The sequence below is a fragment of the Opacimonas viscosa genome, from assembly GCF_024199005.1.
Classification (GTDB): Bacteria; Pseudomonadota; Gammaproteobacteria; order Enterobacterales; family Alteromonadaceae; genus Opacimonas; species Opacimonas viscosa.
On the sequence record NZ_JANATA010000004.1, the window covers coordinates 30,725 to 45,157 of the forward strand.

The 14,433-nt window shown below is 42.5% G+C and carries 13 protein-coding genes; 10 read left to right on the top strand and 3 right to left on the bottom strand.

The window, feature by feature from the left end; genetic code table 11:
- The first annotated feature begins 17 nt into the window (after positions 1-17).
- The 3 genes from fadR to NLF92_RS03600 all read left to right on the top strand — a co-directional run bounded on the left by fadR (position 18) and on the right by NLF92_RS03600 (position 4,722).
- Positions 18-728, top strand: a complete 711-nt coding sequence (gene fadR, locus NLF92_RS03590; RefSeq protein WP_254098975.1) for a fatty acid metabolism transcriptional regulator FadR — start codon at positions 18-20, stop codon at positions 726-728.
- A gap of 172 nt (positions 729-900) precedes the next feature.
- A complete protein-coding gene (locus NLF92_RS03595; protein WP_254098977.1) occupies positions 901-2,643 on the top strand; it encodes a GMC family oxidoreductase in 1,743 nt (580 codons plus the stop codon).
- A gap of 33 nt (positions 2,644-2,676) precedes the next feature.
- A complete protein-coding gene (locus tag NLF92_RS03600; RefSeq protein ID WP_254098979.1) occupies positions 2,677-4,722 on the top strand; it encodes an NADPH-dependent 2,4-dienoyl-CoA reductase in 2,046 nt (681 codons plus the stop codon).
- Positions 4,723-4,760: 38 nt separating this feature from the next.
- Here NLF92_RS03600 and NLF92_RS03605 read toward each other — a convergent pair whose 3' ends face one another.
- Positions 4,761-5,993 (bottom strand): retropepsin-like aspartic protease family protein, encoded by a 1,233-nt coding sequence (locus tag NLF92_RS03605; RefSeq protein WP_254098981.1) that lies wholly within the window; start codon positions 5,991-5,993, stop codon positions 4,761-4,763.
- The gene (locus NLF92_RS03610; RefSeq protein ID WP_254098983.1) at positions 5,987-6,433 is read right to left on the bottom strand and encodes an acyl-CoA thioesterase; all 447 of its coding nucleotides are present in this window, start codon (positions 6,431-6,433) and stop codon (positions 5,987-5,989) included. Before NLF92_RS03610 ends, NLF92_RS03605 begins: the two co-directional genes overlap by 7 nt.
- 100 nt (positions 6,434-6,533) lie before the next feature.
- On the opposite strand from NLF92_RS03610, the gene NLF92_RS03615 reads away from it, so the two are divergent.
- The 6 genes from NLF92_RS03615 to NLF92_RS03640 all read left to right on the top strand — a co-directional run bounded on the left by NLF92_RS03615 (position 6,534) and on the right by NLF92_RS03640 (position 10,810).
- Positions 6,534-7,115 (top strand): elongation factor P hydroxylase, encoded by a 582-nt coding sequence (locus NLF92_RS03615; protein WP_254098985.1) that lies wholly within the window; start codon positions 6,534-6,536, stop codon positions 7,113-7,115.
- A 3-nt stretch (positions 7,116-7,118) separates the two neighbouring features.
- Positions 7,119-8,309, top strand: coding sequence for an ATP-NAD kinase family protein (locus NLF92_RS03620; RefSeq protein ID WP_254098987.1), 1,191 nt, complete (start codon positions 7,119-7,121; stop codon positions 8,307-8,309).
- A complete protein-coding gene (locus NLF92_RS03625; RefSeq protein WP_254098989.1) occupies positions 8,299-8,598 on the top strand; it encodes a YfcL family protein in 300 nt (99 codons plus the stop codon). The genes NLF92_RS03620 and NLF92_RS03625 overlap by 11 nt, the downstream gene beginning before the upstream one ends.
- Positions 8,599-8,684: 86 nt before the next feature.
- Entirely contained in the window at positions 8,685-9,302 is a 618-nt protein-coding gene (locus NLF92_RS03630) for a FlgO family outer membrane protein (protein ID WP_254098991.1), read from the top strand.
- Between the two features lie 12 nt (positions 9,303-9,314).
- Positions 9,315-9,983, top strand: coding sequence for a FlgO family outer membrane protein (locus NLF92_RS03635; protein WP_254098993.1), 669 nt, complete (start codon positions 9,315-9,317; stop codon positions 9,981-9,983).
- Between the two features lie 50 nt (positions 9,984-10,033).
- A complete protein-coding gene (locus NLF92_RS03640; protein ID WP_254098995.1) occupies positions 10,034-10,810 on the top strand; it encodes a FlgO family outer membrane protein in 777 nt (258 codons plus the stop codon).
- Here the strand turns inward: NLF92_RS03640 and mnmC1 are convergent.
- Positions 10,807-12,924: an FAD-dependent 5-carboxymethylaminomethyl-2-thiouridine(34) oxidoreductase MnmC1 gene (gene mnmC1 / locus NLF92_RS03645; RefSeq protein ID WP_254098997.1), complete on the bottom strand. Its 2,118-nt coding sequence runs from the start codon at positions 12,922-12,924 to the stop codon at positions 10,807-10,809. The two genes, NLF92_RS03640 and mnmC1, sit on opposite strands and share 4 nt — an antisense overlap.
- 143 nt (positions 12,925-13,067) lie before the next feature.
- On the opposite strand from mnmC1, the gene fabB reads away from it, so the two are divergent.
- The gene (gene fabB, locus NLF92_RS03650; protein WP_254098999.1) at positions 13,068-14,282 is read left to right on the top strand and encodes a beta-ketoacyl-ACP synthase I; all 1,215 of its coding nucleotides are present in this window, start codon (positions 13,068-13,070) and stop codon (positions 14,280-14,282) included.
- The last annotated feature ends 151 nt before the right edge of the window (positions 14,283-14,433 follow it).

Genomic DNA, 14,433 nt, shown 5'->3' on the forward strand with positions numbered 1-14,433 from the left:
ATTTTAATTACACCATTATGATTTATAAAGCACAAAGTCCTGCAGGTTTTGCAGAAGAGTATATCGTAGAATCTATTTGGAGTGGTCGTTTTCCTCCCGGTACTATTTTGCCTGCTGAAAGGGAGCTTTCTGAGCTGATTGGTGTTACTAGAACAACGTTGCGTGAAGTTTTACAACGCCTCGCACGTGACGGATGGTTGACGATTCAACATGGTAAACCTACCCAAGTAAATAACTATTGGGAAACCTGTGGTCTAAATATTCTTGAAGCACTAGCGCGTTTGGATCCGACCAATATCAAAGAGTTGATTGATAATCTGTTAGCTGCAAGAACCAATGTATCTGCAGTATTCATTCGTTTGGCGTTAAAAAATAATCCAGAACGCTCGATTGAGATTATGGAGAAATATGTAGATGTGCCACAAGATGGCAATGCTTTCGCGCAGTTTGATTATCAAATGAACCATGATCTTGCGTTTGCCTCAAATAATAATGTGTATGTATTATTGATGAACGGTTTCAAATCTATGTATAGCCGTATAGGTGGTTATTACTTTGCAAAGCCAAAAGCGCGTGAACTCGCTACGCAGTTATATAAAGATCTGATTCGAATCGCTAAAGAAGGCGACTCAAGTCAAGCACCATCATTGATTCGTCAGTATGGTATTGAGTCGGGTAAGATTTGGTTAGAAATTCGTGATGAATTACCGGCAGATATCGTTGATTAAAACAATCGCTAAAAGCCAACAAATTTAAAATTTAGTAAAACTACCGTTAGCAACGTTTATACCTCACCTAAAGCGGTAAAGCCGGCATTTGGGTTATATTTATAACAAAAATATAACATTCTCTTCCTTGCTTTGTTATAATTCACTTACTGGTACGATGTGTGGATTGTAAATGTCTCAAAATATCAAGTTTGATTATGTCATTGTCGGTGCTGGATCGGCTGGCTGCACTTTAGCACGACGTTTATTAGATGGTTCTAATGCAACGGTTTGTCTGGTGGAGGCGGGAAAAAAAGATCATAACCCACTTATACACATCCCCTTTGGGGTGGCCCTGTTATCGCGGTTTACTGCGATAAATTGGAATTATAACACCCAGCCACAACCACACTTAAATAACCGCTGTTTATTTTGGCCTCGAGGCAAAGTCATGGGGGGATCGAGCTCTGTTAATGCCATGTGTTATATACGTGGTGATCGTCAAGATTATGATGACTGGGCTGAAGCGTTCTCAATGGGATCTTATCCAACCGAACAAGCGCCTACGCAACTACATAAAAAACCAGCACCTGAAATAACGGACGCTATTAATGAGCTGAGTCACCAGCAGAATCCTGCGATGAGTTGGTCTTATGCAGATGTTTTACCTGTGTTTAAACATTCCGAGCACAATGCACAATTAGGCACAACCTTCACCACTGAATATCATGGTTCTGAAGGTTTGCTAGGGGTCACAACCCTAAATCATACCGATCCCTTATCACAAAGTTTTCTAGCTGCCGCACAAACCGCAGGTTTGCCGCATAACCCAGATTTCAACGGTCATAGTCGCTATGGTGTTGGAGAATACCAAGCAACCCATCGTGATGGGCAACGTTGTTCTGCTGCCAAAGGATATATCGAGCCAGTTTTACAACATCCGCGTTTAACTGTGCTAACTGAAACAACTGTCTTGCGGGTTTTGTTTGATGAACAGACTGCTTCAGGCGTGCTCGTACATAATAAACACGGTGAACAAGAAATAAGGGCTGACCAAGAGGTGATTTTATCCGGAGGTGCGATCAACTCGCCACAGCTGCTCATGCTTTCAGGTGTTGGGCCAAAGGATGAATTAGCAGAACACAACATCCCTTGTATTCTCGATTTACCTGGAGTGGGCAAAAATTTACAAGATCACTTAGATGTGATTATTCAAATGAAGACTAAACAAGCAGTAGGCTATGCCTTACTACCTCGAGTGTTACCTAAATTCGTCAAAGGTGCTTGGCATTATTTGACAGGTAAAAAAGGCCTGTTTTCTTCGAATGTTGCAGAAACAGGTGGTTTTACTTTTTCAAGACATGGCTCTGCACTTAGACCTGATTTACAGTTTCATTTCATCCCTGCCATTTTACTTGAGCATGGGCGTAAAACCGCATTTGATTATGGATTTGGTTTGCATGTGTGTCATTTATACCCCAAAAGTCGTGGCAGTATTCGTTTAGCTTCTTCAGATCCCTTTGCTGCACCGTTGATTGACCCAAATTATTTATCTGAAAAAGATGACTTAGAAGCATTAATTGATGGTGTTCGCTGGGCTTTTAAAATTTTTGCACAACCTGAATTTGCCAAATATTTAGCACTCCCCTTAGAACCCTCTAGCCAGAACATTGATGATGCGGCAATTGCTGATTTTATTCGAGCCAAGGCTGAAACTGTTTATCATCCAGTCGCTACTTGTAAAATGGGACCCAAAAAAGATCCTCTTGCCGTTGTTGATAGCGATTTATGTGTCCACGGAATGCGTAGGCTTCGTGTAGTGGATGCCTCAGTAATGCCGACAGTAGTAGGTGGGAATACTAATGCCCCGACCATTATGATTGCAGAGCAGGTTGCTCGAGTAATATTGACTAAGCATGCTGCAATAGGCTCTTAGTCAAATTTAGTCAATAATAAAAAGGAATATCGTATGTCTCCAGTAGCAAAGTCGCTAGAACATCCTCTTTACCCCAATTTATTAAAACCATTAGATTTGGGTTTTACAACATTAAAAAATAGAGTGTTAATGGGCTCAATGCATACTGGTCTGGAAGAGATACCAGGTGGTCATTTGCAGCTTGCTGCTTATTTTGCGGAAAGAGCAAAAGGTGGCGTTGCTTTGATGGTTACTGGAGGAATTGGACCGAATGAAGAAGGAGCGACACATAGCGTATCCCGTCGTTTGGACAACCCTGAGGTGCTAGCTGAACATAAATATGTGACCGATGTAGTACATCAGCATGGCGGTAAAATTTGTATGCAAATTTTACATACAGGACGATATGCATTTAATGAAAAATTGGTGAGTGCTTCTGCTATCCGCGCACCGATTAATAAACACACGCCAAAAGCATTAAGCTCTGCTGAGATTGAAGATCAAATTCAAGCATTTATCAACACTGCTTTACAAGCTCAACAAGCGGGTTATGACGGTGTTGAGATTATGGGTTCTGAAGGATATTTCCTAAATCAGTTTATAGCAACCCGAACCAATCATCGTGACGATGAGTGGGGAGGCGCTTATGAAAACCGAATTCGATTACCCGTGTCAGTGGTGCAACGAGTCCGTAAAGCAGTCGGAGCAAACTTTATTATAATTTATCGTTTATCGATGCTTGATCTCGTGGAAGGCGGTTCTTCCAGTGACGAAATCGTTCAGTTGGGTCAAGCTATTGAAAAAGCTGGTGCAACGATAATTAATACAGGAATTGGCTGGCACGAAGCCCGTATTCCGACTATCGCGACCAAAGTACCAAGAGCGGCATTTACTTGGGTGACCGCAAAGTTCCGCAGTGCATTGTCGATTCCGGTAATTACTTCAAATAGAATCAATACTCCAGAGGTGGCCGAATCAGTGTTAGCGCGTGGGGATGCCGATATGGTGTCGATGGCTCGTCCATTTTTAGCCGATCCAGAGTTTGTCAAAAAAGCTCAAGAAAGTCGTGCGGATGAAATCAACACGTGTATCGGCTGTAATCAGGCCTGTTTAGATCATGTCTTTAGTTTTAAATTAGCGAGTTGCTTAGTCAACCCAAGAGCCTGTAATGAAACAACATTGAATATTCAGCCAGCTGCACAGCGCAAGCATATCGTAGTGGTGGGAGCTGGTCCTGCTGGTTTAGCTGCTGCTACCACCGCGGCTCAACGAGGACATAAAGTGACTTTGTTCGATGCTGCCGATGAGATTGGTGGACAGTTCAACATCGCCAAACAAGTACCGGGTAAAGAAGAGTTTTATGAAACACTACGTTATTTTGCGAAACAGCTAACGTTACTACAGGTTGATTTGCGATTAAATACCCGCGTTGATACGCAAATGTTGAACGAGATGGATTGTGATGAGGTGATTTTAGCTACAGGGATTGTTCCTCGTACTCCTAGTATCGAGGGGATAGAGCACCATAAAGTCTTGAGTTATATCGATGTGCTAAAGCATAAAATACCTGTGGGTAAAAAAGTTGCCATTATTGGTGCCGGTGGTATCGGTTTTGATACGGCTGAGTTTTTAAGTCATGGTGATGCAAACCCTAGCCAAGATATTCCTGCCTTTATGCGTGAGTGGGGTATTGATATGTCACTTGCTGCAAGAGGTGGCATTGAAAATGTACAAGCACTCCCTGAACCGTCACCGCGACAAATATTTCTACTCCAGCGCAAAGCATCTAAAGTGGGCAGTCAATTAGGTAAAACCACGGGGTGGGCACATCGGGCTGGTTTACTGAAAAAAGGGGTTAAAATGCTTGCTGGTGTGACATATCACAAGATTGATGACGCCGGTTTACACATTTCTATTGCGGAACAACAACAAATATTAGATGTTGACCATGTGATCATTTGTGCCGGTCAAGAGCCGCTTAAAGTGTTAGCTGAAGGGCTTGCAAAACCTTGCCATTTTATCGGAGGAGCTGACTTTGCTAGTGAACTAGATGCCAAGCGTGCGATTGACCAAGGAACACGTCTGTGTGCTAATTTGTAGGTAGAGATATTAGAGTACCTGTGAGTAAGAAACTCTGGTTAGCGCAACTCGCTCAATTCTAACAAGCCATTGTCTTGGTCGATGAAGAAGGTAAATTGCGCTAGCATATTCATACCCAACAATCCGTCAAACGCGGTATTAACTGAAACACTGTCTGGTAACACCAACACTTCAACTTCAGTAAATACCTGTTCACCTAAACGCACTTCTGCGATGTGGTAAAGTTCTGTTTGTACCATCCCATTGGCCGTATTGACATTAACATTGCGTTGAAATGTTTTAGCTTGAGCAGGGATCTGTGCGAAGGTGACAGGGCTAAGAGCAGTGATACTTGCTCCGGTATCAATTAATAACTCTGTTTGCACTTGTTCATGAGTAAAACTTCCTCCGGTTATCGCAAAACTGACCGGCGCAAAAAACTGTTGATTCATCCTTTTCAAAGGAATGATATCCATGTTCACAGTGGTTGCGTCCTTGGTCGATGAATGATTGGATATCTTTCTCGTATTTTCTGTAGAATCTCTATCATCATATGTCATCCCTCTAGCATATTCAGCTGTCCAAATATCCCGCACATAACGCACTAAAGTATCATCACTGGGCAAGTTGGCAAGGGTATCTTCCATTGCAGTAGGAAGGTTTAAATAAGCGTATGCTGTTCCTAAAGCGCGAATAAACGATCTGGAATCCGGGTCGAGTGCATATAAAGGTTCGACAAATAATGCTAGGTTTTGCCAGTCCTGTTCACGGGTGAGACGAGTGATTTTGGAATGCGTAAAGCTACTGATAAACTGATTGAGCTGGCTTTGTAAGCCTGTCTCATTAGTTTGCTCACTTAGTTGATACATTGCGCTAATACCCGCTAATTCGCCAACGGTATAAAACAACCATTGGGTTTCTAAAAACAACGCTTGGGCGTGTTGGGGATGCAACCGTAAATACGTCCGCAAAGGCTCACCGAGTTCAGTCCATTGTTGGTTTTCAACTAATTGGAGTATGCTACTCCATGCTTGATCTGGGAATTCCGCTGATTTCTGTGTGGTTTGGATGTTCAGTTTTGGTATGTGAGGTAAAAATATGTCATTTTCCAGAACCGTTTTATCCCTAACAAAACCTTTACTTTCAGTATCTGTTCTAGACTGATAGTGATTATTATTAACAGATGGAAGAGGTTGTTCGGTTGTTGCGTTATCTCTCTGGGGCAGGTCAATTATCCAGTAGACTAAGGCAATGTTAACAATGATAGATATGAACAATGTAAATTTTAACATTGACGCAGCATCTCGGCGAAATAAGGTGCGACAAAAAGCTCTGGCATTTTTTTGGGTTTGCCAGATGACAACGCGATACAAGCAAACTTTGTTTCCGCTTTTAGAATAATTTTTTGTTTGGCTTTGGAGTAAAACTCGAAATACCGAGTGAGTGTTAAACGTTTATCACAATGGGTAATCCAAGTGGCACAGATAATGTGATCATTTTCTAAAACAGCTCCTAAGTATTTTATGTGATGTTCGATGATCGCCATGCCTCGATCAACTTGTTGGTATGCTGCAATCGTCAGCCCCAGTTCGTTAGAATGACGCCAAGCAGTCACCTCAAGTTGTTTAACATAGGCCACGTTATTCACATGACCATAATGATCAATGACGTCGCTATCAATGCTCCACAGACAAGTAAAGGGATTGGGTTTGGAAAAATAACTGTCTATCATCCTAAGGTTTCATGTACTTAATTTTTAAAACATGAGAAATATAGTTACACATTATGATTAAAAAAGCTAAACTGTAGGTTACGAATAAAGGGTAATTTATATGCTAGGGTATGAAGAAGGTCGGTTTGATGTTTCTGAACTCATTCAGCTGTTTGATAATACATTCTTTGAAAAATATAACACTCGTTTGGTGAGAGGCGGTGACGAGCCTTTGTATCTTCCTGCGGGTAAAGAAACCGATTACGCACAAATTATTTTTGCCCATGGCTATTTTTCTTCAGCTTTACATGAAATTGCGCATTGGTGTATTGCAGGTCCAGAGCGCAGAAAGCAAGTTGATTACGGTTACTGGTATGCGCCTGATGGACGTAACGCGGAACAACAAGCTAAGTTTGAAGCAGTTGAAGTCCTTCCTCAGGCTATTGAGTGGGCTTATTGCCTTGCATGTGGATTGAAGTTTAACGTATCCATAGATAATCTTAATGGTGAACAGGGCGATGTGTTGGCGTTTAAATCGTCCGTTGCTTACAAACTATCACAGTTGTTGACGCATGGTTTCCCAGAACGCGCAGAAATGTTTTTAGAAGTACTGCGCATGCATTACTTCCCAGCTTGTATAAGTAAGCCATTGACTCGTGCTCAACGTTTGTACGCGAATTCGGTAGAGACTTCTTTTACATAAATTATGAATACACCAATCAAAGGTCATAGGCCTAATTCAGTGGCCTCGACTTCTCAGCGTCGATTTCGTCTCGGTTTAATTATCAATCCTTTTTCAGGGATCGGTGGTGCTGTTGCCCTAAAAGGTAGTGATGGCCCTGAAATTCGGGAACAAGCACTGGCCCTAGGTGCAATCCCCCAATCCAACAATAAAACGGCAGTTGCTTTACAAGAGTGTTTGGCGTTGTCAGATCGTATAGAGATAATAACCGCAGCCGATGAAATGGGACAAACACTGGCTCAGCGCCTAGGTTTTCAGACTACGACGGTATTTACTCCGGCTCAGAGCCAAACTGAAGCCGATGATACGCTCGCCGCTGCGCAAGCAATCTATGCAGCTGGTGTTGATTGTTTGTTATTTGCCGGTGGTGACGGAACAGCCAGGAACATTTGTAGTGTTTGGCCAAATCACGTGCCTGCGCTGGGTGTCCCTGCAGGTTGTAAAATCCATTCAGGTGTTTTTGCTATCAGTCCGAAGGGGGCTGGTAAGGTGATTCATCAAATGGTAACGGGTGAATTAGTGAGTGCCGAACTAGCTGATGTGCGCGATATTGATGAAGAAAAGTTTCGCGCTGGGACGGTTATTGCTAAACACTTTGGTGAGTTACTTATCCCAAGTGAATTACAATATGTCCAAGCTGTAAAAATGGGCGGTAAAGAATCAGACGATTTAGTATTGACCGACTTGGCGGCATATCTTGCTGAAATCCGCGATGAATATCCTGATCATGCTTTTATTATGGGCTCAGGCTCTACAATCGATTTTGTGATGCAGGAATGGGGTTTTGCGAATACTTTACTCGGTGTAGATGTCGTAATGGACCATAAACAAATTGCGGTTGATACAACAGCTGCTGATTTAGAAGCACTCATTGCACAACACCCTTGTAAATTAGTGATTACCTTGATCGGTGGTCAGGGGCATATTTTTGGTCGTGGTAACCAACAGTTATCACCACAACTTATCCGTGCTTTAGGCAAAGAAAATATTATCGTCGTGGCCACCAAGACTAAACTTGAGTCATTAGCACAGCGCCCGTTGCACTGTGATACTGGCGATAGTGAGTTAGATGAAGCTTTATCTGGGAACATTGACATTATTACTGGTTATCGAGACCATGTGTTATATCGAGTAGGAGTAGACTATGCCGGCTAGCTTTGCCACCGATAGTAATTTTTCTAATTATTTAGATAATATTGAACATCGTTTAAATACCGTTGTGGAAACCGGTAACGATGAAGAGTTGTTTATAGCGAGTTATTTTCATGGGCACTTTTCATTAGCAGCGAGTCAAGTAAACCCCGAACACCCTGATCCCTACCATGCATTAGATGTAATTCTCAAAGACAATCTCAATGTGGCTTTTACTAATGGCGAGTTGGCAGAACCCGACCAAGCATTAGTATGGACTTTGTGGGATAGTTGTAAAAACAATTCACTCTGAATCATTCATGAACCCTAAATAAAACAATTGGTATACACCTTGCTAAATAATCGTATCTTATGTGATTTATTGTCTAGGTGTGTTTTATGTCAAAAGCCTTTTTTGCCCCCTTATTGTTAGTGGTGCTAGCTACCGCTAGTGCTTCAGTCATCGCTAAAACAGCACCTTGGGATACGATTCATAAACGCACGGTAGATGAGCGTCTAGCGCCCACTGTTTCGTATCTTCACAAACATGCAGAAATTTTAGGTAAAGGTTTATTTTCGCCGATCCAAGGGCGTTTACCGGGTACTTATGTCCTAACTAATTTTGTGCATTTAGGCGGCCGCCTTTCGTCAAAACATGCACATCCACATTCCCAGCTGGGGCAAGAACTTGCCGAATTGCTATTGGCTTTTGCCAATAGCTATGAGGTACGTGTTGTTGAACCGCGCATACGTCAAGATATATTACATACAGCTACAGGTTTGCAGGGCTTAAGCCATGACCAGAAGTTGCAACAAAAATTACCCAGTGCAAATTATACAGTCACCGGCACCATAACGGTTCAAGGTGATGGTTCGCTGGTTAACGGTCGTATTATTGACAATGCAACTGGGCAGATTGTTACCGCCAAATCAATATTTATACCGATACCACGTTCTGAGCAACAGTCAGTCATTATGCGCAATAACCGTTTAGTCCGTCGTAGCTTAACTTATTAATAGGATAGTTTTATGCCCATACTTAACCAAAAATCCTTGGTGAAACATACCTTTTCTGTTTTGCTTTTGACGACCTATTTAACAGGCTGTTCAGTATTAACTCAGCAAGTGGAATCTGGCTATTATAAAGATGAAATGAATTTTCCTATACATTCAGATAGTTACCAAGAAAATGCAATCCTTCCGGATGCTAGATTCGTTATGCCACAAGCGATACAGTCTTTGACTTTGGCTGATCACGTACAAATATTGGCGCAGAATTTAGTGGGTAATATGGAATATATTACGCCCGATACACCGATTGGTGTGACCCATTTTGCACAGTTGGACAGTGATTTGATGACGACCAATGTACTTGGGTTGCAGATTGCGGAGTCCTTAGTGACAGAGTTTCATAAGTTTCGTTTGCCTGTTGTCGATTATAAAGCGACAGAATATATCCGTGTGACACCCAATGGAGACTTCTTTTTGAGTCGGGATTACAACGATTTAAAAAATCAATTGCCGATGGATTATATCGTGACTGGGACCCTTGCGGATACTCCTCGAGGAGTCATGATTAATGCTAGGGTCTTGGGTGTAACCACTAAAAAGGTCGTTGCCGCGACAGCCTTGTTAATTCCATCAGATGTGGTGGGTGAGCTGGAAACCATTACCGATGTAGCGCAAGTCGAGCAATAAAGTGCTTCAAATACTACCATTTAAACATCAATCTGTGACAAGGATGCCACATGAAAATCGTCATTATATTAAGTCTTGTTTGGATCATTAGCGGTTGTGCAGGCGTAAAAGGCCTTTCTAACCTCATTATTGAAAATAGCAAACGCATCGGCAAGGCACAAACTGAGCTAGTGAACAGTCAGTCTTCATCGACAGCCAGTGAACGTGCCATAAGACATAACCATGCGGAAAATGAGTCCAGTGATACGACTGGAGATATTGCATTACTTGCAAATCCACCTCAAAACATTTCTGCATCAGTTTCCACAAATAACACCAGTACCAATGGGCAAGTGGTCTCTTCGACGTATTATAATGCATTTACCCATAAAGATTTAGGAGATTATGCTTGGCAAGTCTTAGTCCAACTCAGAACGCAGTTACCCCCTTACATTGCTATGAGTCCGATGTTGGTAACGGATTTTGTCGAGTATGATCTATCCATGCACAACATTAATAATGTCGCTCATCATTTGAGTGCGCATCTACAGGCAAAAGCAGGGCCTTTAGGCTACCATTTAATTAATCCTACTATTACCCGTAAAATCCAACATAGAAAAACAGGTAATCACGTGTTTGATGCTGCACAATTAGAGAATTTTGGGCAATACCGCTGGGTGCTGACTGGTACGCTGGTTCAGCTAGCCCAAGGGATGAAAGTGATGGCTCAAGTAATTGATGCCCATAGCCAACAAGTTTATGCCACAACCGATGTGTTGTTACCAACATTTATTGTTGATCAAATTGCCCAAACTAACACTCGCGCCCCTGTACCAAGCGATGATTAAGACTGTTTAGGTTGTTGTCGAATGAGTGCTCGTACTTGGAAGCGATTTGGCATTAACGCGTCAAGCATAGGGGTACTCATTGGTAAAGGTTGTCCCGCTAATTCTGCCGCTAGGTTGGCTGCGAGTAACGGAGCTGTTGTTAAGCCCCGAGAACCTAAACCACTCAACACATAACAATTTTTGTGCCATTCACCCTCCGGATATTGTGCTGCTGCTTTGGCTTTGTATAACGTATTTAGCGAAATGCGTTGTTGCTCTAAATCAGGCAGTTTCCCACACATGGGATTATGATCCGGTGTACTACAGCGAATCGCAGCACGTGCTTTATCGCTTGAGCTAAACTCTTGCATCCATGGCGCTTGTTGCAGTGCTTTTTTATGGTTAAGTAGGTTGGTCTGCGAATCTTCTGGACGATAATCCGTCGCGGTATCATTTTTACTGTAGGTTGAGCCACATGCGTGCGCCCCATTAACAACAGGCGTAAAATACCCTTTGTGACAAATCACAGTGGCTAGTTTTGCGCTGGTGTTGGTGGGTGGCAGGACTTCAACTTGCCCCCGTACCAGACGAAATTCGGGACTTAAAGTACCCAACAATTCAGGTGTATCATGACCTGTAGCAAATACTACCGCTTCATTGGCATTTATGGTGAAGGGTTCATCATTTAACTGAAGCGTGTCTAGCATATTCGTTGTTTTTTGGGTTCCATGAGAAAAGTACTTTGCCGTAGTTTGGCTACGTACCTCACACCGGCCAGTCGCATTTGCAGCACTCATCAATGCTTGTACTAATTCAGGCGGGCTTATCCAACCACCATCGGGAATAAATAACCCTGAATAGGGGATCTCGATATTCGCTTGAGCACTGGCTTGTGCGGCATTGACAGGGAAGATTAAATGACTAGGCCATTGTTGTTTCGCCACGAGGTTATTTTGTCTCGCTTGCACTTTTTCATTAAAACCAACTAACAATACACCGCACCAGTCGTGGCCAAAGTGTTGAGTTTTGGCAAGCTTTTCGTAACAACGTTTAGCATATAAAAAACTATGTGCTTGGATCTGGCTATTGACTCCCGGGTCAGCATTGAGCTGTGGATAAAAGCCACCTACAGAATTACCTGAGGCCCCCTGTGCTAGTGTTGCATCTTTGCAATACACCACGACATTTAAACCGAGTTGGGTACATTCATAAGCGAGTGAAGCTGCTGCGATCCCACCACCAATAATATGAATTTTTTCATAAGAGGCGACTCGTTCACGATTGAAATATGGTGTGGTTTGGCGATAACGATGCGTATTTATTTCTGAGTCTAAAACGGTGTTATTTGAGTCACCATCAGTGGGCTCTTGTATACCATTTGTTGTACTGTTTACTGCATGGTCGGCGGCAGCTGGACAAAACGTTGCTGTTATCATCTCTCTTTTTTGGCCAAACCCTGGTACTTTTTTTATGACAAAACCAGCCGCTTGGAGATTACGACGCACAAAACTAGCTGCGGTGAAAGTGGCTAGTGAAGCCCCTTGTTTACTGATCCGCGTGATATTGGCAAACAATTCAGGTTGCCACATTTCTGGGTTTTTGCTGGGTGCAAACCCATCTAAGTACCATACATCTACTAAGCCATTTTTGGGCGTGTAGATTAACGGCAAAGTTTCATTGATATCACCAATCCAAATATCACAAGTTACATTAGGAAAATGCAAACGATGACACCCAAACAAAGGTTGTGGATATTGCTCATAAAACGCGTTTGCTTCTTGAGCTAGCTCAGGATAGCAGGCAATCGCTTGTTGTAGTTCGGCCAAAGGAATGGGGAATTTTTCCGTAGAAATGAAGTACAAGTGTTGACAAGTTGCTGACGGGTTTTCTGCCAAGAAACGTTGGAATATTTGCCATGTACGCAAAAAGTTTAAGCCTGTACCAAACCCCGTTTCAGCAATAACGAAATGACTTTCGCTATGAGTTGACCACTTTTCCAACAAGTAATTATGCTTGATAAACACATAATCGGTCTCAGCCAACCCTTTGCCATCTCTAAAATAAACGTCATCAAAATCCTCCGACACTGGTGTCCCAGTAGGGTTAAACGTGACATTGGCAGGGGATATTTTCATTTGTGCTAAACACCTATAAGTACAATAGTTTTATTGTAATCGGATTTTGTTATGATGTCGTCACAGTTTAAGTGGAACAGCAGACCAGTGTTTTGGATTTTTTGCAGTACACTTTGCACGATTAATTATTGAGTAGGATTATCATGAGAAGAGCAGTTATCACCGGTTTGGGTATTGTATCTAGTATCGGTAACAATAAAGAAGAAGTGCTAGCGTCATTACAGACAGGTAAGTCTGGTATTACGTTTTCTGAGCAATTTGCAGAAAAAGGTTTACGCAGTCATGTATGGGGCAAAGTTGATATTGATTTGAAAGAACATATTGACCGTAAACAACTTCGTTTTATGGGCGATGCTGCTTCTTATGCCTACATTGCAATGGAACAGGCCGTTGCTGATTCTGGTCTAACTGAAGACCAAGTATCCAATATTAGAACAGGCATTATTGCCGGATCTGGTGGTGCATCATCTGAACACCAAGTCGATTCTGCTGATATTTTACGCAACAAAGGTGTCCGCCGAGTCGGTCCGTATATGGTGACTCGCTGTATGGGTTCAACTGTTTCGGCATGTTTGGCGACGCCGTTTAAAATCAAAGGTGTCAATTATTCTATTTCTTCAGCATGTGCGACCTCTGCGCATTGTATTGGTAATGCTTTAGAAATGATTCAGTTAAATAAACAAGACATCGTCTTTGCTGGTGGTGGTGAAGAATTACACTGGGCATTATCAGGCCAATTTGACGCCATGGGTGCGTTGTCTTCACAATACAATGACACGCCAGAAAAAGCGTCGCGTACCTATGATGCGAACCGTGACGGATTTGTTAGTTCTGGTGGTGGCGGTATGGTGGTTGTCGAAGAACTGGAACATGCACTAGCTCGTGGCGCACATATTTATGCCGAAATCGTAGGTTACGGTGCCACTTCTGACGGTTATGATATGGTAGCCCCTTCTGGTGAAGGTGCGGTTCGTTGTATGCAAATGGCGATGCAAAATGTGTCAGGTGAAATTGACTATTTAAATACTCACGGTACCTCAACACCTGTTGGTGATGTTCAGGAGTTAAAAGCGATTCAAGAAGTCTTTGGGCAAAAATCACCTGCTATTAGTGCAACGAAAGCTATGACAGGTCATGCGTTGGGGGCAGCGGGGGTTAATGAGGCCATATATAGTATTTTGATGATGGAAAATGATTTTATTGCTCCATCTATTAACGTCGAGACGCTTGATGAGGCAGCCCAGGGTTTAGATATTGTGACTGAGCCACGTCAGCAAGCATTGAAAACGATTATGTCAAATAGCTTTGGTTTTGGCGGGACAAATGCCACCTTAGTGATGCAGAAATACGAAGGCTAAGTACCTCTTACTTTCCGGCAGTTTGAGTGAATCCATAATTGACCACTGCCTACTATAGATGAAAGCACCTTCTGAATACTCCCTTAGGAGTCATTCAGAAGGTGCTTTTTTGTTTTAATTCTGTTTTTTCTGAATTCTTCTTTCACATTGT

Excerpts from the sequence above, each read along its gene's own strand:
- fadR (WP_254098975.1), top strand. The coding sequence starts at position 18 with ATGATTTATAAAGCACAAAGTCCTGCAGGTTTTGCAGAAGAGTATATC.
- NLF92_RS03595 (WP_254098977.1), top strand. The coding sequence starts at position 901 with ATGTCTCAAAATATCAAGTTTGATTATGTCATTGTCGGTGCTGGATCG.
- NLF92_RS03600 (WP_254098979.1), top strand. The coding sequence starts at position 2,677 with ATGTCTCCAGTAGCAAAGTCGCTAGAACATCCTCTTTACCCCAATTTA.
- NLF92_RS03605 (WP_254098981.1), bottom strand. The coding sequence starts at position 5,993 with ATGTTAAAATTTACATTGTTCATATCTATCATTGTTAACATTGCCTTA.
- NLF92_RS03610 (WP_254098983.1), bottom strand. The coding sequence starts at position 6,433 with ATGATAGACAGTTATTTTTCCAAACCCAATCCCTTTACTTGTCTGTGG.
- NLF92_RS03615 (WP_254098985.1), top strand. The coding sequence starts at position 6,534 with ATGCTAGGGTATGAAGAAGGTCGGTTTGATGTTTCTGAACTCATTCAG.
- NLF92_RS03620 (WP_254098987.1), top strand. The coding sequence starts at position 7,119 with ATGAATACACCAATCAAAGGTCATAGGCCTAATTCAGTGGCCTCGACT.
- NLF92_RS03625 (WP_254098989.1), top strand. The coding sequence starts at position 8,299 with ATGCCGGCTAGCTTTGCCACCGATAGTAATTTTTCTAATTATTTAGAT.
- NLF92_RS03630 (WP_254098991.1), top strand. The coding sequence starts at position 8,685 with ATGTCAAAAGCCTTTTTTGCCCCCTTATTGTTAGTGGTGCTAGCTACC.
- NLF92_RS03635 (WP_254098993.1), top strand. The coding sequence starts at position 9,315 with ATGCCCATACTTAACCAAAAATCCTTGGTGAAACATACCTTTTCTGTT.
- NLF92_RS03640 (WP_254098995.1), top strand. The coding sequence starts at position 10,034 with ATGAAAATCGTCATTATATTAAGTCTTGTTTGGATCATTAGCGGTTGT.
- mnmC1 (WP_254098997.1), bottom strand. The coding sequence starts at position 12,924 with ATGAAAATATCCCCTGCCAATGTCACGTTTAACCCTACTGGGACACCA.
- fabB (WP_254098999.1), top strand. The coding sequence starts at position 13,068 with ATGAGAAGAGCAGTTATCACCGGTTTGGGTATTGTATCTAGTATCGGT.